The 23549-nt window shown below is 40.2% G+C and carries 17 protein-coding genes and 5 pseudogenes; 9 read left to right on the forward strand and 13 right to left on the reverse strand.

From position 1 onward, the window contains the following. Window positions 1–4 precede the first annotated feature (4 nt). From KA717_17925 to KA717_17940, 4 genes and pseudogenes are all read right to left on the reverse strand, one after another. A complete protein-coding gene (locus tag KA717_17925; protein UXE64703.1) occupies window positions 5–1072 on the reverse strand; it encodes an IS4 family transposase in 1068 nt (355 codons plus the stop codon). A 557-nt stretch (window positions 1073–1629) separates the two neighbouring features. Continuing rightward, window positions 1630–2911: pseudogene (locus KA717_17930) on the reverse strand (ISKra4 family transposase). A gap of 74 nt (window positions 2912–2985) precedes the next feature. Next, a pseudogene (locus tag KA717_17935) lies at window positions 2986–4299 on the reverse strand (IS5 family transposase). Between the two features lie 767 nt (window positions 4300–5066). Continuing rightward, window positions 5067–6464, reverse strand: a complete 1398-nt coding sequence (locus tag KA717_17940; protein UXE64207.1) for a Rieske 2Fe-2S domain-containing protein — start codon at window positions 6462–6464, stop codon at window positions 5067–5069. A gap of 492 nt (window positions 6465–6956) precedes the next feature. On the opposite strand from KA717_17940, the gene KA717_17945 reads away from it, so the two are divergent. After that, window positions 6957–7514, forward strand: coding sequence for a 1-acyl-sn-glycerol-3-phosphate acyltransferase (locus KA717_17945; protein UXE64208.1), 558 nt, complete (start codon window positions 6957–6959; stop codon window positions 7512–7514). Here the strand turns inward: KA717_17945 and KA717_17950 are convergent. After that, a complete protein-coding gene (locus KA717_17950) occupies window positions 7497–8546 on the reverse strand; it encodes an ABC transporter permease (protein UXE64209.1) in 1050 nt (349 codons plus the stop codon). The genes KA717_17945 and KA717_17950 overlap by 18 nt on opposite strands. A 10-nt stretch (window positions 8547–8556) precedes the next feature. Continuing rightward, window positions 8557–9075, reverse strand: coding sequence for an adenine phosphoribosyltransferase (locus KA717_17955; protein UXE64210.1), 519 nt, complete (start codon window positions 9073–9075; stop codon window positions 8557–8559). 187 nt (window positions 9076–9262) lie between these two features. On the opposite strand from KA717_17955, the gene KA717_17960 reads away from it, so the two are divergent. From KA717_17960 to KA717_17970, 3 genes are read left to right on the forward strand one after another with little or no spacing between them, the layout of a single operon-like run. Beyond that, on the forward strand, window positions 9263–9892 hold the full coding sequence (locus KA717_17960; GenBank protein ID UXE64211.1) for a DUF3038 domain-containing protein: 630 nt from the start codon (window positions 9263–9265) through the stop codon (window positions 9890–9892). Beyond that, the gene (locus tag KA717_17965; GenBank protein ID UXE64212.1) at window positions 9889–10563 is read left to right on the forward strand and encodes a DUF4335 domain-containing protein; all 675 of its coding nucleotides are present in this window, start codon (window positions 9889–9891) and stop codon (window positions 10561–10563) included. Before KA717_17960 ends, KA717_17965 begins: the two co-directional genes overlap by 4 nt. Window positions 10564–10616: 53 nt before the next feature. Next, a complete protein-coding gene (locus tag KA717_17970) occupies window positions 10617–11567 on the forward strand; it encodes a tetratricopeptide repeat protein (GenBank protein UXE64213.1) in 951 nt (316 codons plus the stop codon). Window positions 11568–11755: 188 nt separating this feature from the next. On the opposite strand, the gene KA717_17975 is transcribed toward KA717_17970, so the two are convergent. The 4 genes and pseudogenes from KA717_17975 to KA717_17990 form a co-directional block, all read right to left on the reverse strand. Next, window positions 11756–12337 (reverse strand): prohibitin family protein, encoded by a 582-nt coding sequence (locus KA717_17975; GenBank protein ID UXE64704.1) that lies wholly within the window; start codon window positions 12335–12337, stop codon window positions 11756–11758. Between the two features lie 99 nt (window positions 12338–12436). Continuing rightward, window positions 12437–13718 (reverse strand): annotated as a pseudogene (locus KA717_17980) (ISKra4 family transposase). Window positions 13719–13773: 55 nt separating this feature from the next. After that, window positions 13774–14937 (reverse strand): annotated as a pseudogene (locus tag KA717_17985) (ISL3 family transposase). 27 nt (window positions 14938–14964) lie between these two features. Next, window positions 14965–15192, reverse strand: coding sequence for a hypothetical protein (locus KA717_17990; protein ID UXE64214.1), 228 nt, complete (start codon window positions 15190–15192; stop codon window positions 14965–14967). Between the two features lie 207 nt (window positions 15193–15399). Between KA717_17990 and KA717_17995 the strand changes: the two genes are divergently transcribed. The 5 genes from KA717_17995 to KA717_18015 all read left to right on the forward strand — a co-directional run bounded on the left by KA717_17995 (window position 15400) and on the right by KA717_18015 (window position 19980). Continuing rightward, window positions 15400–15789 (forward strand): hypothetical protein, encoded by a 390-nt coding sequence (locus KA717_17995; protein ID UXE64215.1) that lies wholly within the window; start codon window positions 15400–15402, stop codon window positions 15787–15789. Between the two features lie 116 nt (window positions 15790–15905). Continuing rightward, window positions 15906–16949 (forward strand): IS630 family transposase, encoded by a 1044-nt coding sequence (locus tag KA717_18000; protein ID UXE64216.1) that lies wholly within the window; start codon window positions 15906–15908, stop codon window positions 16947–16949. Then, a complete protein-coding gene (locus KA717_18005; GenBank protein UXE64217.1) occupies window positions 16946–18511 on the forward strand; it encodes a tetratricopeptide repeat protein in 1566 nt (521 codons plus the stop codon). Before KA717_18000 ends, KA717_18005 begins: the two co-directional genes overlap by 4 nt. A gap of 5 nt (window positions 18512–18516) precedes the next feature. Next, window positions 18517–18873 (forward strand): hypothetical protein, encoded by a 357-nt coding sequence (locus KA717_18010; protein ID UXE64218.1) that lies wholly within the window; start codon window positions 18517–18519, stop codon window positions 18871–18873. Between the two features lie 828 nt (window positions 18874–19701). Continuing rightward, window positions 19702–19980 (forward strand): type II toxin-antitoxin system Phd/YefM family antitoxin, encoded by a 279-nt coding sequence (locus KA717_18015; GenBank protein ID UXE64219.1) that lies wholly within the window; start codon window positions 19702–19704, stop codon window positions 19978–19980. A 303-nt stretch (window positions 19981–20283) separates the two neighbouring features. On the opposite strand, the pseudogene KA717_18020 reads toward KA717_18015, so the two are convergent. The 3 genes and pseudogenes from KA717_18020 to KA717_18030 all read right to left on the reverse strand — a co-directional run bounded on the left by KA717_18020 (window position 20284) and on the right by KA717_18030 (window position 23512). Next, window positions 20284–21565 (reverse strand): annotated as a pseudogene (locus KA717_18020) (ISKra4 family transposase). A gap of 103 nt (window positions 21566–21668) precedes the next feature. Beyond that, window positions 21669–22091 carry a TerB family tellurite resistance protein gene (locus KA717_18025; GenBank protein ID UXE64220.1) on the reverse strand — a complete coding sequence of 141 codons (423 nt, stop codon included), beginning with the start codon at window positions 22089–22091 and terminating at the stop codon, window positions 21669–21671. Between the two features lie 68 nt (window positions 22092–22159). Next, a complete protein-coding gene (locus KA717_18030) occupies window positions 22160–23512 on the reverse strand; it encodes a 16S rRNA (cytosine(967)-C(5))-methyltransferase (protein ID UXE64221.1) in 1353 nt (450 codons plus the stop codon). Between the last annotated feature and the right edge of the window lie 37 nt (window positions 23513–23549).

Genomic DNA, 23549 nt, shown 5'->3' on the forward strand with positions numbered 1-23549 from the left:
TAGGCTAAGTACAGGACAAAAAATGTAGGGAGTCGAGAAAAAGAGAAAAATTGGGTAGAGAAGGATTAAGAACAAGATGACGAAGATGGTCAAAACCAAGACGAAAAAGACTCTGCGCTAGGCGACCATGTTTCTTGAGGGGAATGGGATGAAGATGATGAATTGCTAGACCAGTTTTGAGAGACCAAGCCAAAGCTAAAGTCAGTAAAGCCAAAAGCTTACGAAGACGCTTGGGGTCAGTAAAGTGAGTAGATTCCAAGCAAAAGCCACGAGTCTTAAAGATGCCAAAAAGGGTTTCAATGCCCCAACGCAGGGCATAATCGTGAATAAGACCTTGGGAATCGGGATGTCCAATGACGATGAGTAGAGAATTATCAGGCAAGCGAAGAGCCTCTACAGAAACAGGATATCCCCAAACCCGACAACTCCCTTGAAGACGTTGAGATTCACCAATAGTAAGATGGGCAAAAATGACTTTGGCGGCCAAAAGCTTGCCATTGTGCTCAATCTTGTCCGTAGCCCGAATTCTCAGACAGAAAGCCAGTAGCGGTTCGAGCAGAAGATAGCGAAGCCAAGCCTGACCAATAAACTCACGGTCGCCACATAAACAACGAATCAGGGCGGTGGGAAAAATCTTGAGCATCTCCTCGATAAAACGCATTCGTTCATCACTGTTAGAATTGCCCTTTTTCTTGCTAAGCATCCACCACAAGATGGGAATGGCTACTCCTTCATGGACAATGCCGACAGTGAGGATATTATAATCATGACTGCCAAACTCCCAGGTTGTGCGGTCAATACTTAATACCCAAGGTTGAGGGATATCCAGCCAACTGACTACAATACGGGCAATGTGATGGTAATCCAGCTCAAATCCTGAGAAAAAGCGTTGTAAGCGTTTGTAATGAGAATCCACCAATGCCCGACCTTCAAAACCCAGGGCCAATTCTTTAAGGTTAACCGTTTTCACTTTGAGGAGGGCGAGTAAGAACAAGGCTAGGAAGGAGAGTCTGGCACCATGCCATCCCAAATGGGGTTTTAGGGCTTGTTTCAATGCGTTATATTGGTTCATGGGTTTTCTTACATTACGTTCATCTTCCATGAAACCCCTTTCTCGTATACTTTTCAAGCCTTTTGTCCTGTACTTAGGGTATTAGGATGCAACCCACATTCCGCAAACGCTACAGATAGCGCATAAATACCAATAGATGTTCTTTCTGTATGGCGTTAATTTGTTCTAATGCACTATGAATAGAGTAGTTTAAATTAATTACTCTATAGGTGGCGGCAACCTGCGGAATGTCGGATGCAACGCTTCTGCCAAGGCACCTAAGTAGGGCTTGCTGAAAAAGTCAAAAAACGAAAGAAATGTGGGTTAGGGAAGTATGGACTGAAAAAGCATAGATAACTTATCCTTATGGAAACAAATCAAAATACAGATTTTGTTTAATCTATTGTTCCTTTCTGTCTAAAAAGGTCAACACAAATCACTCCTCACAAAAGAGAGGAAAATTAACACCATTTTTCACAAGAAAAACGACTCTACAACTTTTTACTTTTTGTCTTCTGAAGTAGAGTAGAAAGATTCATTACCAGGGTGCGACCTTTAGTTGATAAAAGCTGTTGTAATCAGGGTTCTACAGGGAACCCATATTGATCAAGTTTTGCCCAAAATTGACTCCATCGTTCCTTGGTCAATACCAAAGCTCGTAGGCTCAAAATAATTCCTGCTCCTTTTTCCTTCCATCGCATCCCTGAACAACATAATCGTTGTTTGACCAACGTCTTACAAGCTGCTTCCGTAACACCTGAACCAATCGGATACTTTTTCTCTAAGTATTCAGCATAATCCATTTGATGCTGATGATTCTCGTAATAAGTAATCGCTGCTTGTAGTTTCTCGGTAAGATTCTTAGAATGACTTTTTTCTTCTTTGACTTCTTTCATCAGATTTAGCAGTTCTCCTGCTTTTCCTTTTTCATGCTTGAGTTCTCGACAATTTTCAGTCAACCATTCTTTTTGTTTTGACACGGTATTCGGATGCAACGCTTCTGCCAAGGCACCTAAGTAACCAGAGGCATGATAGAAATCTAATATCTGTTCTTCCGTTTGCTTTTCTAAAAACTTCCAATTTGATTCTGCCCCGTCTGCTATCCCGACCAATGTTGCCTCTGGATAACGGTTTTTCGCTCGCTCAATTTCTCTTTCCAATCTTTCTAGAAAACTCTTTTTTCCATACTCTGGTGCCGCACCTAGATAGATTGTAGGTTGACGTTCGCCTTCACTATCGTATAGGGAAACGGTTCCCACCATTGCTTCACGGTAGCCATCCTCACACATCAGCATACAGGTTCCATCTAATCCTATTCCCACTGTTGCAATTTGGCTATCCTCCTTGGGCGGGGCATAACTCCACGCTTCTTCTTTTGCCTGTACCACACTTCCTACTGCTTCACTCAATCTTTGGATATAGGATAGCGCTACTTTTCTACCATGATTTTCTAATAAATCATTTTTCACCTCTTTGCCTGCCATCCCTGACATTTTTGAGGATACCTGTTTTGCCAATAATGGCGTTGATGTTATGATTATCCTTGCTTCTCTTTCTAAGGGGCAATACGTTTTTCCTCAAAGGTGAACGCTGATATACATGACGATTCACTATAACCTCACCATAAGGTGTTTGATATTCTTTCGGTTGCTCTCCCTTACTCTTCCAGATTTCTTCACCGATTTTTAAGGGTGAACCATCTGTATCTAAATATTTCAAGGCTTCTTTGCTGGCGATGCAACCTACTTCGTTTAAGCCTTTTTGAATATTTATTTCTGTATCCAACATTGAACGACTGAGTTCTAATGTTAGTTCTATTTTTATCTTTGAACCCTCTACATTAATTAGTTTTGCTGTCATCATTGTTTCCTCTTTGTCACTTTTCATCTCATGTTAACACTTTTCTTTTCCTTCATCAACTAAAGGTCACACCCCATTACCAAAAAGTTCATCGCAATTACCGTTTCCGAGGTCTCAGGTAGTTTGGCCATCACTCGACCAAGACTAAATTTCCTCTTTCCCTGTCCGAATTTACCCTCAATGGCATTACGCACTCTTTCATCTGAGCGTGCCTCTTTCTTTTTTTCTTTGCTCACCTCTTTCGGCGGTCTTCCCAATCGGGGACCACTCATTCTTATATCCCTTTCTTTACAATAAGCTCGATTCGCTTTTGTTCGATAGATTTTATCCACATGAACCGATTCCGGATAACATCCTGTTTCCCTTTTATATTCTTCTATTCGCGCTTGTAAATCTCCCGATTCGTTGTAATTATCCCAACTTAATTTGTCTAAGAAGACAAAGCCATTCACATTACTTGCCGATATTTTAGCTCCAAACTCTACTGCTTTTCCCGCTTTTCCACGCACTATTGGACGCACGTGAGGTTGGCTTACACTCACAATTCTGTTTTCTACTTTATTTGTCTTTTTTTCATACATTTCTAACTGTTGCTCATACACTTTTCCTATCGTTACAAGCTCTTCTTGCTCTTTTTTCGTTAGTTTTTCTAACTTTGCTCCCTCTTCTATCATTTTTTCTATATCAGACAAGTTTCTTTTTATATATCCTAGTTGTTTTTTTGTTCCTTTTCTTCTTTCTTTTTTTGACACACGACGTTTTTTTGCTATGGCTAAGTACTCTTTTCTTGCCACTTCCCTATAAGTCCTCGGCTTTTCTTTCCTTTTCTCTTTTATTTCTTCATACAGCTTATCTATTATTTTTTCTGTTTTTTCTCTGGCATCATTCAATATTCCTATATCCGTTGGATATTTTATATCTGCTGGTGTACAAGTCGCATCTAACAATAACTTTCCTTCATTTTCTTTTTTTTCTGACGCTACACCCGTCGCTTTTTTTTCTATTTCTTTATTAATTTTATTTATTAATTCCATTCCTATTTTTTTACGAAAATGAACCATCATTGACGCATTAAATGCTTCTTTGCTACTATAGCTTTCCATTCCTATAAAGTACTGTAAATAAGGGTTCTCTTTTATTTGTTCTACTGTTTCTCTGTCACTTTTTCCTGAAATTTCTTTGATAATTAATGCTCCTAATGCCATTCTAAATGATTTGGCTGGGGCTCCTTTTTTTTCTGTGAAGTTTTTTGCATATTCTTCCTCATATTCTTCCCAAAGAATCATTTTTGACATTTCTATCCAACGATTTTCTTCGTCTAACTGCCCGCCGAACAGATTTTTCAAGTTTTCTGGTGTTTCAATTGAGTACTGTTGCTTTCGGTACATCTGCTTTCTCTCTTCTTAATGCAATGGTTTTGAGGCATTCTACCCTATTTTCGTGCATTCTAGCGGTTCTTAATTCGCCTACTATTTTTCTCCGTAAAGGTTTCAGCTTTTTTCAGCAAGCCCTAGTTAAAGGAGATAACAGGGGCGATCGCGTTTTAATGAATAATGGACAATTAACAATGGATAATTATTAACTATTAACTATTCATTATTAACTATGGATAATTATTAACTATTAACTATTCATTATTAACTATCAATTAATCGGCGATCGCTTTTTATCTTTATCGGTAAGGGGCGATCGCGTTTTAATGAATAATGGATAATTAACAATGGATAATTATTCATTATTAACTATCAATTAATCGGCGATCGCTTTTTTCTTAACGGTTAAAAGGGCGATCGCGTTTTAATGAATAATGGACAATTAACAATGGATAATTATTAACTATTAACTATTCATTATTAACTATCAATTAATCGGCGATCGCTTTTTTCTTAACGGTTAAAAGGGCGATCGCCCTCTTCTTGTTGATTAAATGTTAAAAATGCGATCGCTCAGACTATTTTTTAAAGTACAGATTGACATTATAATCTGGCAAATTTCCCAGGAAAGAGAGTTTTGCCTTATCCCCTGCCAAAAAAATAAGGCGTTGCTTAATCAGGGTATGAAATCGAATTTTGCATACATCTGGAAACCAGTCTGAGCCAATGTTTTAAAAGTTGCATCTTTAGAGATTCATACTGTAAATCAGCAACGCCAGATTTTATTTCTTCTCTGGTAAATTACGAGGAGGAATTGGCTGACCTTGGTAAAAAGATTGTTCAAACTTGCCCAAGCCTAACCACAAGATGGCACTCAAGGCAATTATTCCACTGTCTAGAATAGCCATTAGTTCACTATTGATGCCAGTCACCAGAAAAATTGGTATTAAACTGAGGGCGATCGCCCCTAAAATTAGAGAACTAGAACGAAGATGTTTAAGATTTGCTAACGCACCTCGACAACTAGCACATTTTTCTGTATGGGAATGGTAACGATCTAATAAAATTTTGCTGCTTAAGGGAGGCGAAAAGGATGCGTCTGGAAATAATACTACTTGGTAATGATTGACCCACTGGCGAAAACTAGAAACAAATAAATCAGCTTTGGTTGGTAAATAGAAAGCCTTAGCAAAATTTTCACTTCCTCCTAACTCTTCTAGATAACGTTCCTGAAAATGGAGAAAAATCTGATCATCTTCTAAAATACGATTTTGCCCTAAATGGGAATACCAGCGAGGGGTTAATTTAATCGCTAAACGAGGAAATTTTGTTGGAAACTTAAAAGGGAAACGAGCAAAAAGACGACATTCTCCCTGACGAATCGGGGTCGCATAAACAACCGTTAAGGTACGACCGAATTGCTGAGAAGTGAGATCATGCCACATTAAGCTCGGTGCGATAAAAGTTGTATATTGGGTTCCTAATTTTCCTTGCCTTGGCCCCTCCGCCCATATCCCAGTAAAACCCTGACGATCGGCTTGGATTATTTCTAATTCCACTGGCCCCACATTGGCGCGATCACCAACAGTACGATGATGAGTATAGGGAATATGACTGGGATCTAACACATTTTCCAGTAATGTTAAGGCATCGTAGGGCAAATCCCGAAAAGTATTTAAACAGACCCATTCCTCCTCCGACTCATCCAACACATCCACCAAGGGTAAAGGAGTTTGTGTTGCTCGTTCTGGATCACCCGCATAAACAAATAACAGCCCTTGTTTTGCCCTGGTCGGAAAAGATTGTACACAGGCCCGTTGAGAGAGTTGAGCCTGTCCTCCGGCTACCTGTTGGGGAATACTTTCACAGTGGCCCTGGCCCGAAAACGTCCAACCATGATAGGGACATTCCAGCAAACCTTCTTCATTAATTCTGCCCTCTGATAACGGGGCCAAACGATGGGGACAGCGATCGCGAAAGGCTCGCCAACTTTCTGTAGCCTGATCCCACCAAATGACTAGATTCTGACCTAGAAGGGTAAACGTCGTGAGTTTCCGCTTATCTAAATCTTCTAGATAATAAACGGGGTACCAAACTTCCTGCGGATCAAATCGCTCTGGATCGGCTCCTCCTGCGGGAAAAGAAGACTGTACTAAACTGGGTGTGTGTCTGCTGTCCATAATATTTCCCTGCTAAATATTAAGAATTGTAACAAAATCTCTAGCACAAAGTTCTACTTGTAAGTACACTAGTGTTTTTGTACTGTTCTATGGACTGACGATATTGGCTTGAAAAATTTAGAGAGATAAATAGAATCATCAAAAGTATCTTTACGTGAAGATAGGTGATTATTTTTGCAGAACCACTTAAGCTGTAATTTCCTGCTTGCGATTGACTTCATCCAAGGACAACTACCAAACTGTCAAGTTCAATTTTTCCTCTATCTTAGGGAATAGTAAGCTGGAAAGATAATATAGTCAGGATTTTTGTGCGTGATCGTTATCATCTTTCGCTTTCACACCAGACCTATGCTTCTTTCTGCGACAACTTTTGAGCCTAGCGAGATCGGGAAATTTCGGATTTCCCCTTGGTTAATGTCTTTGGTTTACCCTGTTTGTCGGTTACTATTACTGATTCATTTCCGTCAGATTGAGATCTCGGGTCAGGAAAATATGCCGAAACAAGGGCCGGTGATTATTGCCCCTACCCATCGATCGCGTTGGGATGCTCTGCTGGTTTCTTTGGCAGTTGGTCGGGGAGTCAGTGGTCGTGATCTACGTTTTATGGTGACAGCAACGGAGATGACCGGCATTCAAGGTTGGTTTATTAGACATCTGGGCGGCTTTCCCATTGATCTAAAACATCCAGAGTTCACTATTCTGGCCCATAGTGTGGCGTTGCTTAAGGAGGGAGAATGGTTAGTAATTTTTCCTGAAGGCGGTATTTTTCGAGACAATAAGGTTCATCCCTTGAAACGAGGAGTTGGACGCATTGCCCTAGAAGTCTTGGCCCAACAACCTGATAGTTCTATTCAAATTTTACCCATTGGCCTTCAATATGATCCTTCTTGTCCCACCTGGGGAAGCCAGGCTAAAATTGAAATCGGTAAACCCCTGGCCGTATCTGACTATGAGGCAACTTCCATGAAATCTAGTTCAGAAGCTTTAACCTTGACCTTGCAGCAATGTCTTCAAGCCTTGATTGACAAGTCGTTATTTAAGATCAGCTAACTTAATGCGAGGATCAACAAATTTTAATAATAAATCAGCCAGCAAATTCCCAATAATTAACATCGCGGCTCCCATCATCAAGCTACCCATTACCAAATAAAGATCCTGGGCAGTGACAGCTTGCAAAATTAATCTTCCTAAACCGGGCCAATTAAAGAAAAATTCCGCAATAAAGGCCCCACTGAGTAAACTAGCAAACTCGAACCCCAATAAAGTAATGAGGGGATTAATCGCGTTACGCAGAGCATGAACATAAATGACTTTATTTTCTGGTAATCCCTTTGCTCGTGCGGTTTGAATATAATCCTGGCGCATAACATCTAAGAGTTGCCCCCTGGTTAAACGCTGCAAGCCAGCAAAACTGGTAATGCTCAGAGCAATAGTGGGCAGGATCATATGCCATAGAATGTCCCCCACCTTTCTTAGGGGAGAAAATTCAGCATAATCAATACTGGTCATATTGCCGACGGGTAAAAAGGGAGAGACATTTTGGGCCAGGATTAATAACACGAGCGCGGTAATAAAACTGGGGAAACCCTGGCCAAAATAACTCACGACTCGTAAAATTCGATCTAAAACTGTATTCTGTTTAACGGCACTGATAATGCCTAGGGGTAAGGCGATCGCCCAGGTAATAATAATGGAAAAAATAGCCAACAAAAGGGTGGCAGGAACCCGTTCTAAAAGCAGAGAAGAAACAGAGCGACTATAGACAAAACTTTGTCCAAAATTAAAACGACTAACAACTTGCCATAACCAGCGACCATATTGAACATACCAGGGCTGATCTAAACCAAATTGAATTTTGAGTTCCTTGAGGGTTTCGGGAGAGATTTTCGGATTTTGCTGGAGCGTATCCAGATAACTGCCTGGAGCCAATTGAATAATGGCAAAACTGAGCAAGGAGGCTAATAGCAAGGTTAACAATCCTTGTAAGAGTCGCTTGCTAATATACAAAAAAGTTTCACTGGTTAAGCCGCTCAGTAATCGATTGAACCAGTGATTGAGGATTGCTGTAGGGGAATGGGTCATCCGCGATCGCTTAATATTCAACGAGAGTAATAATTGGTATTTCTGGCAATTTTTTTCGTCCTCCTAATGCCTTAAGTTCAATGATAAAAGCAAATCCCAATACTTCACAGCCAATGCGAGATAATAAAACGGCCGTGGCCTTAGCCGTTCCCCCCGTGGCCATTAAATCATCCACAATCAAAACGCGATGATGGGCTTCGAGGGCATCTTGATGAATTTCTAAGATATCTGTCCCATACTCTAGATCATATTCCACTTGATGAACGGCGGCGGGTAGTTTACCTGGTTTACGAACGGGAATAAACCCAGCCCCTAATTGATAGGCTAGGGGAACCCCAAACAGAAAGCCTCTAGATTCCATCCCGACCACGTAGTCAGGGATCAGATCCGCTTCACGACATTTTTGGGTTAAGGTATCGAGGGTATAGCGGAGTCCAGCCGCATCACTGAGCAGGGTGGTAATATCCCGAAAGACAATGCCAGGTTTGGGAAAATCGGGAATATCCCGTATTAATGACTTCAGATCCATGAAATGATTCTTAGTAATTGATAGGATTAATCGCGTGGTTCAGGCTTAGTTATAGCAAACTTTGTATCCCAATTCTTAAACTGTGTTGGGACGAGGGATGATAAGATGGGAAGTCGGTTCTACTCCTCATCCTCTATAATCCCATAGGCAGCTAAAAATGGTTGCACCTAATGAAGCTGGTTTCAGGATGAGTTCAGCCCTAGCCCTAATGTCCGATTCTTCTATTTCCATTGACAATCACCCCGTTATTTTAAAAACGTTGCCAGATTTTCCGGTTTCAGGCCAACGTTGTGCTGCCCAAATTCAACAGCAAATTGATCTCCTACTACTGGCGATCGAGGCTTTGGAATTGGGGGCTTCTGAACAGATGTTGGAAACGATTGAGCAACTAGAATTACAAGCTATTATCAGAAATCGCCTTGACCTCTGGCGGTTGCGTTCTACCAATCCTTGGCGGCGTTCCTATAATCGCCATTCCCTAACCTTAGTGCAGGCAAAGGCCTTAGTTATTATTGCTAATTATCGAGCTAAGCAATCAACCGTGACCATTCGTCAACTGTTGTTGGCAGAACAGCAAATGCGGGAAAAACAGCTACCCGTTGGGACTCATTTCTTGTTATCGGAATATCTAGACCAATTTCGCTCCCATTTTACGAGTCGTATGAATCCCTGTCGTGCCAAGGTTTCCGTTTATCTTGCCTCGGAAGAGGATTTAAATGATTTTGCCCTATCGTTGCTGAAACAATTACTCTTTATCACGGGGACAACGGGAATACAGCGATTTTGGGTCAGTTTGTTTGATGGAGAAGTTGCGTGAATATTCGTCGTCAGTACAGTTTGCCCAATTGCACGCTCATTTTAGAAGGGCTGAGTGATGGCAGTAATCCCCATGATTTCAGACCCCCGCTTACTATTTTGGTCAATGCCCAATGCCAGTTTATGGGCGTGAACCAACGCTTAGAAGGGGGACGGGCTTTTCTGGAAAGTTTGGCTAAGACAGTTAATCGCTATGCTCAGGAATGTTTGAGTGGGGTTCACTATCCTCTAGAAAATGAGAGCAATGATGGCGATCACCTTGAATTAGTTGCATTGGCGGATCCTTCCCTACATCGTCTGATTTGGTATCCTGCCCCCGAACTGCATCAAGCTCCTGTTTCTATTCAGTTATCAACGGTACAGCTTTTTGATTTGGTGGAGGCGGTGGATCAATTCATTGCGGATAGCCAAACCTTGCCCGATTTTTCAGTTAAATTACAACCTGTTCCCCGTCGTTATCGTCAACCCGATGAACCTTTAGCTCAACGGGCTGTTCCGGCGGCTTTTGGACTTCTCAGTTTGGCGATCGCCGGCTTTGCTATTTACTTTCTGCCCCTTCCTAACGTTCGTAAACCAGCGAATAAACCAGTGGCTCCTCCGACTCAAACCCTACCGCCAGGGAATACCAGTCCTCCGCCAACGGCAACACCGACACCCGTAAATCCACGATAGAATAATCGGCAGTTAGGTAAAATAAACCCTTTCGTGAAGGAGCCTTGACGAAAATGGGTCAATCCAGACTGGCAATCTGCTCAAACTATACTCTACAAATAAAATTAGATACCACAGTGCCTAAACGTAATTGGTTATTGTTTCTATTGATGGGAATGGGATTCTGGACTTGGGCAACACCGAGCCAGGGACAAGCACTTTTACCCTATAACCCCAATCTGAATACTGAGCAAATCGAGCAACAAGGATTGTCACTGACAGAGGATGTGATTCAGCTAGTTCGCTTTCAACAGTACGATCTGGCTCTAGCTAGAGCCAAGTTAGCGGTTCAATTAGCTCCCCAACGTTTTCAAACCTGGTTTATTCTAGGTACTCTTTATTTACAACAAGACAAGGTGGATCTGGGTATTCAAAGTTTATTAAAAGCCCAATCAATGGCCCCAGAGGAAGCCGGAATTAAATTTACCTTAGGCAATGCCTATTTCCAGAAAGGAGACTATACAACCGCGATCGCCGCTTTACAGGCCGGTCTGAAGATTAAACCGGAAACCACTGCTGCCCTTTTTGATCTGGGCAATTCCTATCTCAAACTCGGTCAGTATGGAGATGCTATTCTGAGTTACGAAAAAGCTGTCTCTATCGATAAGAATTTTTGGCCAGCTATTAATAATATGGGGTTAGTTAACTTTGAGCAGGGAGATCTAGAAGGAGCCTTAAAAAAATGGGATCAGGCCATTAGCATTGACAAAGAGCAGGCAGAACCCCAATTAGCGAGAGCCGTTGCCCTCTATAGTCAGGGAAAACAAGAAGTAGGGTTAAAAGCTGGAGAAACTGCCTTAAAGTTGGATAGTCGCTATGCTGATCTTAAATTTTTGCAGGAAAATCTCTGGGGCGATCGCTTACTTCAGGAAACGAAGACCTTTTTGAGTAATCCCCAAATTAAAACATTTTTAGCCACCTTACCTCCTCCGTCCGAAAATATAGATAAAAAAGCCGCAGAATAGTTGGTTCTTACTGCCCCCTAGAGGCAATGATTAGAATTTTTGTGATCGTCTTTGCTTTGAGGAAGGCGATCGCACTTTGGAGCATCGTGATTGATCGTGATCGAGGTTTTTTTGTACTAACTAGCCGACGCCTCCAAAGGTTCAAAGAAAAAAATTTTTTTGGATATTTGGAATTGATGCCCCCTTTTTTAAGGTTTATTTTGTCCAGTAATAGGATTAATATTGATCAACGGAATATTATTACCGCCTGTAACCGTAGGCAACTTACCATCCCATTTATCAATTAGCTGCTTTTGAAGAAGTTGGGAAGTTAGAGTTTGTTGGAGTAATTTTTGAGATTCAGCCTCGCCTTTTGCTTTGATAATTAAGGCCTCGGCTTGTTTTTTTGCAGTAACTACTTCCTGTTCCGCAATCTGCCGAGCTTCTGTTGCTTTTGTAAATTCTTCAGATGCGATTAAGTTAACAACCGAAACATCTGCTACTAATACACCAAAAGGAGCAAGACGTTTTTGGATTTTAGTGGCAACTTCTTCCCTAAGTTGTTCACGTTGAGCAAGGGCATTGTCTAGCGATCTTGAGGGAATTGATCCTTTAATGATTTCATCAAAAGCAGGAGTGATGACTTTAATATCAATATCCTGTTCACTTCCTATAGTTTGATAAATTTCTTTTACTTTGAGTGGATCAATTTTCCAATTTAAAGCCATTTCCGTTTGAAGACGTTGTAAATCTTTAGTTCTTGCATTAGATTTAACAACTGTTTTTTGAATTCTTACATTTATTGTTGGCTCTCCCCTTGTCTGTGTGTAATGTTATGTTACGAGTTAAAGCAAGCGGGTGCGACCTTTAGTTGATAAAAGCTGTTGTAATCAGGGTTCTACAGGGAACCCATATTGATCAAGTTTTGCCCAAAATTGACTCCATCGTTCCTTGGTCAATACCAAAGCTCGTAGGCTCAAAATAATTCCTGCTCCTTTTTCCTTCCATCGCATCCCTGAACAACATAATCGTTGTTTGACCAACGTCTTACAAGCTGCTTCCGTAACACCTGAACCAATCGGATACTTTTTCTCTATGTATTCAGCATAATCCATTTGATGCTGATGATTCTCGTAATAAGTAATCGCCGCTTGTAGTTTCTCGGTAAGATTCTTAGAATGACTTTTTTCTTCTTTGACTTCTTTCATCAGATTTAGCAGTTCTCCTGCTTTTCCTTTTTCATGCTTGAGTTCTCGACAATTTTCAGTCAACCATTCTTTTTGTTTTGACACGGTATTCGGATGCAACGCTTCTGCCAAGGCACCTAAGTAACCAGAGGCATGATAGAAATCTAATATCTGTTCTTCCGTTTGCTTTTCTAAAAACTTCCAATTTGATTCTGCCTCGTCTGCTATCCCGACCAATGTTGCCTCTGGATAACGGTTTTTCGCTCGCTCAATTTCTCTTTCTAATCTTTCTAGAAAACTCTTTTTTCCATACTCTGGTGCCGCACCTAGATAGATTGTATGTTGACGTTCGCCTTCACTATCGTATAGGGAAACGGTTCCCACCATTGCTTCACGGTAGCCATCCTCACACATCAGCATACAGGTTCCATCTAATCCTATTCCCACTGTTGCAATTTGGCTATCCTCCTTGGGCGGGGCATAACTCCACGCTTCTTCTTTTGCCTGTACCACACTTCCTACTGCTTCACTCAATCTTTGGATATAGGATAGCGCTACTTTTCTACCATGATTTTCTAATAAATCATTTTTCACCTCTTTGCCTGCCATCCCTGACATTTTTGAGGATACCTGTTTTGCCAATAATGGCGTTGATGTTATGATTATCCTTGCTTCTCTTTCTAAGGGGCAATACGTTTTTCCTCAAAGGTGAACGCTGATATACATGACGATTCACTATAACCTCACCATAAGGTGTTTGATATTCTTTCGGTTGCTCTCCCTTACTCTTCCAGATTTCTTCACCGATTTTTAAGGGTGAACCATCTGTATCTAAATATTTCAAGGCTTCTTTGCTGGCGATGCAACCTACTTCGTTTAAGCCTTTTTGAATATTTATTTCTGTATCCAACATTGAACGACTGAGTTCTAATGTTAGTTCTATTTTTATCTTTGAACCCTCTACATTAATTAGTTTTGCTGTCATCATTGTTTCCTCTTTGTCACTTTTCATCCCATGTTAACACTTTTCTTTTCCTTCATCAACTAAAGGTCACACCCAAGCAAGCTAACAATTTAAGCCGTAGATGCTCAAAATTAGCAAATCCATAACTTTTCCTTTTTATTAATTTAATTTTTGTATTCATCCCTTCCGTTAATCCATTAGTTGTATGGTTTTCAAAATAATTGCATATACCTGTCAAATGAGTTTTCAGCATACCCACACTTTTTTTATAGAATAGGCTCGCTGTTCTCATCCATTTTTCAAATTTTCTCCTTGCACCATTTGTTGTTCTTGAATGCTCATAAATATCTCTAATCTCTTCCTTCATTTCATACGCTATTCCTAAACAAGGATACATTTTCAATATCTCTTCTAACTCTTCTCTTTTTTCTTCTTTTAACTCTTCTTTATTTTTCCATAATAGGTATGTTAAACCCTTTTTATGCATATTCATTTTCTTTCTCAATTTATTCAATTCTTCATTTATATTTTTCATTACATGAAATCTATCATAGACGATTTTAGCATTTACAAATAACTCCTTTATTGCTGACGTAAATCACTCCCACATATCCACACTTACTTCCTTTACATTCTCTCTAACCCTTGCTGGCTGCACCTTTAGGGCTTCTATTATCTCTTCTTTTTTGTGTCCTTTTATTACTTCTAACAATTCCTTTTTATTTATATCTATCACTGTTGTAATAAAGTCTTTTTTTCCTTTTCTATTACTAAATTCGTCTAAACTTATCTTTTCTGGTAATTCCCATTCCTTCTTTTCTGCCTGCTTTGCATACTCTTCAAATATTGATTCCAATGTTCCCCAACTTATTTCTTCTTCTTGCCTTACCTCTTCTACATTTTTCTTTTTTACTTGCTCATAAATCTTTTCTTCATAACGAATTGTATAATGTTTTCTTAGCTGCATAAAGTCCAGTCTTTCTGTTATGTATTTCTGACATTTTTCACAATGGAACTGGCGGCGGGGCACTTCCAGATATACTTTCTTTCCCAATAGGGATAAATCCCGAACCAAATTATATTCTATTTGATTTATATCTTCCAATTCTTTATGACAATTTGGACATTCCATTACTTCGTTTTTCATTTTTAATTTTAAGAACAAAGCACCATCTATTTCTCGATAGTTTACGACTGTTACCTTTGGCAAACCTAGTAGCTCATCCAAGTTTATCCACATACTCCACCTCCTACTGTGATATTACTATTATACACTTTCCACACAGTTGGGGGAAGAGCCTATTGTTTTCCCAGAAGAAACATAGGGAACAATAAAATGAAAACCTTCATCAATAGGCTCATCTTGTAGCTTACCTAAATTGATAATTAGTCCTCTTCCTCCTGGATTAACAATAAATATGGAACCTTTCAATATACTTGAAATACTTATTAAAGCTATTATTGACATAATTCCGTAGGCATACATTTTTTTCATCTGCTTTGATTCCTCAAAATAAGTTGCTTATATTCAGCTATCTGTCTCAAAATCAAAAGTTTCGCAAAACTTAACATTTCTTTACATTGCAGTCGCGATCGCCAAAATCCGAGTCCAAAAAGCGATTGTAAAGTTTTGTAACAAAAGGCGAAACTCCTTCAAAAACCTCTGTTAACTCCCTGTAGTTATCAAATTCCAAACCTTGCGATGCTAAACAAACGATTTGTAAAACGCTTTATCTATTGGTTTATAGGCAAACGGGCGGGAACAACGCTCTTTGGAATGTGGCATTGGCTTTGGGGAGTTCCTGTGGAAAAAGGCGGAAAAATTGCCGTTGAAGTGGCCAAGGAATCCTTGGAATCCATGAAATTGGCAGTGGCAAACTTAACGGATGCGGCGGCAAGAGTGGTCGCGGCTCAGGAAACAGCACGGGCAAAATATGAAGCCAAACGTCAGGAATTTAGCCAATATCAACAACAAGCGTTACTGGCTAATCAGCAAGGTAATCAGGAAGCAGCACGTTTGGCGATGACTAAAGGGGGCGATAGAAGGTCAAAGACAAAACCCAAAAATGGATATTTTGAGGATATTTTATGACTGACGCTACCTACAATCTGAATTTGCCAAATATACTAAACACGGTCACAGGTTGCGAATTCTAAAAATAAGAGATAATATAATAAAAATAGAAAAATTAGTCAAGAGGCTGAGAAATGATTAAGTTAGAATTTACAGAAGAAGACAAAAGACTGTTGTCTTACGGTCGGTTTAATCACCCGCATCCTAGAGTGCAGCTAAAGATGGAAGTTTTATGGCTAAAAAGTCAGGGATTGTCTCATCAAAAAATTGCTCAATTCGCAGGAGTTTCAGTAAATACGGTGACAAGCTATATCCGTGATTATCAAGAGGGCGGGATAGAAAAACTAAAAGAAATAAAATTTAATCGCCCGAAAAGCGAGTTAACAGAGCATCAAGGGACAATTGAGGCATATTTTGAGTCAAATCCACCAGCAACAATAAATGAAGCAGTAAAAAGAATAGAAGAATTAACAGGAATAAAAAGAAGTCCGACGCAAGTCAGAAAATTTTTAAAGTCAATAGGAATGAGGTGTCTAAAGGTGGGAACAATTCCATCAAAAGCAGATGTAGAAGCTCAGGATAGCTATAGAGAAAAAGAGCTAGAACCAAGGCTAGAAGAGGCAAAAGCAGGAAAAAGGGCAGTTTTCTTTGTAGATGCCTCTCATTTTGTAATGGGAGCATTTGTAAATTTTATATGGTGCTTCAAGAGGATTTTTATTAAGTCACCATCAGGGAGAAAACGTTTTAATGTGTTAGGAGCATTAAATGCAATTACCCATGAAGTAATTATGGTAACGAACAGTTCTTATATTACGGGAACTCAGGTTTGTGAACTCCTAGAAAAGATAGCAGAATTAGGACTATTAATACCGATTACGTTGGTATTAGACAATGCTCGTTATCAAAAATGCCGAATTGTGCAGGAGTTGGCAGAATCATTAGGAATAGAGTTACTGTACTTACCTCCTTATTCTCCTAACTTGAATTTAATTGAAAGACTGTGGAAGTTTGTGAAGAAGAAGTGTTTATACGCAAAATATTATGAAGATTTTACGCAGTTTTCTGCAGCAATTTCAGGATGTCTTGAGGATGCTAACGTAAAATATAAGGAGGAGCTTGATTCTCTGCTCACCTTACGATTTCAACGCTTTGATAAATCTCAGATTATGAACGTTTGAAGTATAGTAATGTGGGGGCGATCGGGGATCATAATCAGGTCACTCAGAATATCATTGTGCAATCTCCTGATTATCAAGCTTTGATGGCTGGGATTAAGGATAAAAAAAGGCTTTTACGGCTAGAGACTGATCCTTTAGAAGAATTAGAAATTTCTGGGGAATTAGAACAACTGGAAGCGCAGTTAGAGCAGTTTAAGGAAAATATTGTCAGGTTAGCCGAAATTTTTAGCAAAATCGAAATCAATACGGAACGCCTACGACAAGCGAAGGACTATTTTGATCAAGGGCAATTTCGGGAAGCGGATGCGATTTTGCAAGCGGAAGAAATGGTCAAGGATTTGAATAAACTCCTGCAAAAAGACCAACAGCTTGATCGAGAAAAGGCGGAAGTCAGAGCCAGCCGTGAACAAATCGCCAACGAGTTTCTGATTAAAGCCCAACTCTGGGCCACTTTTTATGAGCAGTCCAACCGCTTTGAGCAGACCTGTGAATATTTTGCTGAGTCCCTACGGGCATTGAAAACAACAGACAATTTATTTGCCTACGCTCATTTTCTGGATGAACATTATCAATTGGATCAAGCGAATCTTTATTACACAGAAGCTCTTGAGATTTGTAGAAATTTAGGGGACTTGCCCGATGTGGCCATTACTCTCAACAACTTAGCTGTTTTGCATGATATTAAAAATGAAAGGTTGATCGCGGAGCAAGAATACCAAGAGGCATTGCAGATTTATCAAGAATTAGCGGTAGAGAATCCCCGTTCTTTTCTGCCCTATGTGGCCACGACTCTCAACAATTTGGCTATTTTGCATAGTGATAAAAATGAAATAGTGATCGCGGAGCAAGAATACCAAGAGGCTTTACAGATTTACCGAGAATTAGCGTTAAAGAATCCCCGTTCTTTTCGGCCTGATGGGGCAATGACTCTCAACAATTTGGCGGCTTTGCATTACGCTAAAAATGAAATGGCGATCGCGGAGCAAGAATACCAAGAGGCTTTGCAGATAAGCAGAGAATTGGCAGTAGAGAATCCCCGTTCTTTTCTGCCCGATGTGGCACAGACTCTCAACAATTTGGCTAATTTGCATCAGAATAAAAATGAAATGGCGATCGCGGAGCAAGAATACCAAGAGGCTTTGCAGATTAGGAGAGAATTAGCGGTAGAGAATCCCCGTTCTTTTCTGCCCGATGTGGCCACGACTCTCAACAATTTGGCTGTTTTGCATAGTGATAAAAATGAAATGGCGATCGCGCTGGCAGAATACCAAGAGGCATTGCAGATTAGGAGAGAATTAGCGGTAGAGAATCCCCGTTCTTTTCTGCCCGATGTGGCCATGACCTTGATTAATCTCAGTATTTTTTATGCACAAGCTCAATCTAAAAAATCTTTATGGTCACGAATCTTTCGCACTGGGTCAAAGACAGAAAATAAAGACACTAACGCAAAATTACTAGCCCAAGAAATGACTGAAATTGCCCAACAGTTTCCCGATCTGCCAAGGGTTCAACAATATGCCGAGGCCGCCCGCCAAGTTTTAGAAAATTTAGGAGCAAATTAAAAATTATGAACAACCTAGAACTACAACATCGTTTAACGGAAAAAATAGCCGCCCTATCTTCAGAAAATCTTCATCTAATCTGGAAAATTGTTGAAGACTTAACTAAAGATGATTTATCGGTAAATAATGAAGAGTATCCGATAGAAACCTTATTGCAAAAATGGCAGTATTTAATTAAAAATAATCAAGAATTAGACCCAGATAAGCCTTTAAATAACCAGGAGATTGAGTTAATTTGTCAATCTTTAAGTCAATCCCAAAAATCTCGTCCTATCGGGCTGGCTGATGGTGAATTCATTGTACCTGATAACTTTAATGAACCGTTACCTGATGAAATTTTAGATTTATTTTATCCCCAATGAGACTATTACTAGACACCCATATTTTTCTTTGGTTTATTCGTGATGATCCTTGCTTGGCCGATTCATTACGTCAGGAAATAAAAAATACTAATAACGAGGTTTTCTTGAGTGTTGTTTCGATTTGGGAATGCGTCATTAAATAGGGCTTGCTGAATAAGTCTGCAAATCGAACCTAGATGCCACAGGGCGCGAAAAATGGTGACTTCAGAAATCAGTTTCCGATTTTAACCCACAATTTTCTAGCAAAGTGCATGGATTTTGAGCCTTCAAATGCCATAAGCTTGCACCTAATCGTGTTCAAAATGGCTGAAAAGCTTATCTGATAAAGGTTCTGCCTTTATTCGGCAAACCCTAAATATGAATTAGGTAAATTAGAATTTCCTGAACATCCCGATAATTATCTCCCTAAAAAAAGAAAACAGCATCTCATTAATAGTCTTATTGTTGATGAAAATAGTATAGTCCACTTAAAAGACTTATCTCCTTTACATAAAGACCCCTTTGATCGTCTTTTGATGTGCCAATCTTTACAAAATAATTTAGTGATTGTCACTGAAGATCAGAAGATGTTAGCCTATCCCAATATTAAATTTTTATTACTTTGATCACAGTTCAACAATATGTAACAATATGTCGAGACCGCCCGCCAGATTTTAGAATGACGATTCAGATTAGGCAATCAGTCAGAATATCCATCTGATCGCCCTAAATCCCCCTTAAAAAGGTGGACTTGGAGATAGGGGTTTGGTTTCCAAATCCAGAGACTTTGTAAATGACAGACCCTTGATTCCAGCTATAATTGATAAACCAAATCACAATAAAACTCCGATGACAACAACCCTGAACTTCAATCAAACCTTTGAGCAACTTTGTGAACAGGCGATCGCAACTCGACAACCCGTAGAAATTCAACAGGAAGGGCGAGAAAATGTTTCTTTAATTCCTACCGCCGAACTTAATAGCCTCCTAGAAACTGCCTATTTATTCAGTTCTCAGGAAAATGCCGATCGCCTTCTCGATTCCCTTAAACGCGCTAAAGCCAGAAGCAATCAACCCAGAACTTTAGAAACCCTACGCCAGGAGTTTCATTTTCATTACAATTCTTAAAATTATTATTTTTCCACCTGTAAATAATTCGTTGATAGATTATCCTGGGTCACGGTACGATAAGAGTTTGGCGATCGCGTCAGATGTAATCAACGAAAATTTTACAGCAAGAAAAACATTCCCATCATCATGTTGATGGAAAACAACAGCATCATTGATAGCGTTAAAACCAAACTTTCGGGAGCATCAGGTTATATTCAGAGACCTTTTCTGGTGAATAAAATAGTACAATTGATTGGAAACCGTTTAGCCAAAACCCCGTTTCAATCGGGTGCGACCTTTAGTTGATAAAAGCTGTTGTAATCAGGGTTCTACAGGGAACCCATATTGATCAAGTTTTGCCCAAAATTGACTCCATCGTTCCTTGGTCAATACCAAAGCTCGTAGGCTCAAAATAATTCCTGCTCCTTTTTCCTTCCATCGCATCCCTGAACAACATAATCGTTGTTTGACCAACGTCTTACAAGCTGCTTCCGTAACACCTGAACCAATCGGATACTTTTTCTCTAAGTATTCAGCATAATCCATTTGATGCTGATGATTCTCGTAATAAGTAATCGCCGCTTGTAGTTTCTCGGTAAGATTCTTAGAATGACTTTTTTCTTCTTTGACTTCTTTCATCAGATTTAGCAGTTCTCCTGCTTTTCCTTTTTCATGCTTGAGTTCTCGACAATTTTCAGTCAACCATTCTTTTTGTTTTGACACGGTATTCGGATGCAACGCTTCTGCCAAGGCACCTAAGTAACCAGAGGCATGATAGAAATCTAATATCTGTTCTTCCGTTTGCTTTTCTAAAAACTTCCAATTTGATTCTGCCCCGTCTGCTATCCCGACCAATGTTGCCTCTGGATAACGGTTTTTCGCTCGCTCAATTTCTCTTTCTAATCTTTCTAGAAAACTCTTTTTTCCATACTCTGGTGCCGCACCTAGATAGATTGTAGGTTGACGTTCGCCTTCACTATCGTATAGGGAAACGGTTCCCACCATTGCTTCACGGTAGCCATCCTCACACATCAGCATACAGGTTCCATCTAATCCTATTCCCACTGTTGCAATTTGGCTATCCTCCTTGGGCGGGGCATAACTCCACGCTTCTTCTTTTGCCTGTACCACACTTCCTACTGCTTCACTCAATCTTTGGATATAGGATAGCGCTACTTTTCTACCATGATTTTCTAATAAATCATTTTTCACCTCTTTGCCTGCCATCCCTGACATTTTTGAGGATACCTGTTTTGCCAATAATGGCGTTGATGTTATGATTATCCTTGCTTCTCTTTCTAAGGGGCAATACGTTTTTCCTCAAAGGTGAACGCTGATATACATGACGATTCACTATAACCTCACCATAAGGTGTTTGATATTCTTTCGGTTGCTCTCCCTTACTCTTCCAGATTTCTTCACCGATTTTTAAGGGTGAACCATCTGTATCTAAATATTTCAAGGCTTCTTTGCTGGCGATGCAACCTACTTCGTTTAAGCCTTTTTGAATATTTATTTCTGTATCCAACATTGAACGACTGAGTTCTAATGTTAGTTCTATTTTTATCTTTGAACCCTCTACATTAATTAGTTTTGCTGTCATCATTGTTTCCTCTTTGTCACTTTTCATCCCATGTTAACACTTTTCTTTTCCTTCATCAACTAAAGGTCACACCCTTTCAATCTAGCCGTTCTTTGGCTCCCAACTAAATCTGTTGTCGAATGGCTTTACGGTAAAGAGTTTGGATTTTACCGAGGAGTTTCTCAATCGGTTTTTTTTGTGTTTCTTGGGCTGGATCAAGTCCTTGTAAAGTCGTTAATAACTTCGCCTCTTGGATCTGGATATCTCCATCGCTGTAAAGTAAACCACTTAGCCTTTCGAGAAGTTCTTGGTAATCTTCCTCGCTATGATTGTCGCCTAGGTAATCCTGTAACCATTGATAACATTCCTGGGGAGAAACGGGTTTTAATTCTGATAACAATAGTTTCAGTTCTGGATCATCTTGTAAATGATGTTGCTGGGCAGTTTGTTTAAGATAGCTTCTTTCTTCGACCTGAATCACGCCATCAATCCAAGCCGCACCGATCAGGATTTTAAGCAATTGTTTCGTTTTTTGATGATCCATCATCGTGAGATACTCCTTTGAGTAAGTTATAGGTCGATCCTGACGTTGTTTCACTGACATTGAGCATTTCTTTATGCTTTCTTCAATTTTGCAATAAAAAAGCCGTCCATGTGTTGTACCTGGGGGAGGATTTGTAACCAACCTTCCTCGGAGGCGATTTTCTTGGCTAGGGAGAGAACTGGTAAAGGAGAGAGATGCCATTGGGGGTGGGTTTGCAGAAATTGTTGAATAATGGCTTGATTTTCCTGAGGGTTAAGGGTGCAAGTAGCATAGACAAGATCACCTTGCGGTTTTACCCAGGTGGCGGCTTGTTCTAGAATTTCTGCTTGTAATAAGGTTAGGGATTGGATTTTGTCAGGGGTTTGTCGCCAACGAATATCAGGATTGCGATGGAGCGTGCCTAGACCGGAGCAGGGAGCATCGACTAAGACTTTATCGGCGAGTTGACCCTCTGGTAATTGAAATTTTCGGCTATCTCCAATCCAGGGATAAATCGATCGCAGTTGGAGACGTTGTTGGCTTTTTTCAAGTTTTTTTAAACGGGAGGTAGTTAAATCACAAGCATAAATAGTGCCGCGATCGCCCATTAATTCAGCAAGATGAGTCGTTTTGCCACCAGGGGCCGCACAGCCATCAATAATTAAGTCCTGGGGTTGGGGATTGAGTATATGGCTAACCAGTTGGGCACTGGCATCTTGAACTGTCCACCAACCATCCCTAAAGCCAGGTAAGTTTTGAATGGTGCGTTCTCCTTTAATTAATCGTAGGGCTTGGGGCAGTCCTGCTAGACGTTGGGTTTCTACAGTAACCTGAGCTAGGGCTTGCTCTACGGTTTCGAGGTCGGTTTTAAGGGGATTAATCCGCAGATCAATGGGGGGTGGTTGATTAAAGTATTGGCAGAGTTCGGCGGTGTTCTGTTCATCCCACTGTTCTCTAAAAAGCTGAATTAACCAATCAGGAAAGCTATAAAAAATTCCTAATTTTTGTATGGGATCAATCGGCAAAATCAAAGGATCGCCTTGGGTGGCTTGAATGCGTAGATAGCTCCGTAAAATGCCGTTAACAACACCCGCTAAACCTTTTAAGCCATTCGCTTTGGCGAGATCAACACTGGTATTAACGGCTGCCGAGGCAGGAATTTGATCTAAATAGCGGAGTTGGTAAAGTCCAATCTGGAGAATTCTTCGTAGATCCGGCGGTTGTTTTTGGTTGTTTTTTTGGCTAAATTGTTCAATTAAATGATCTAAGGTTCTTTGACGACGGATTACGCCATAGACTAGTTCGGTTACTAAACGGCGATCGCTCTGTTGTAAATCGGATTTTTGTAGAATGCGGTCTAGAGCACTGTCAGCATAACTATCTTTGCGGTCAATATCCCGTAATACCTGAAAAGCAGTTTGGCGAGCAGAAGTTGTCGGGGTCATAGACGAATGGAGAGAGCGTAATGATCCTGTAGAATAG

Source organism: Woronichinia naegeliana WA131 (assembly GCA_025370055.1).
GTDB classification, from domain to species: Bacteria; Cyanobacteriota; Cyanobacteriia; order Cyanobacteriales; family Microcystaceae; genus Woronichinia; species Woronichinia naegeliana.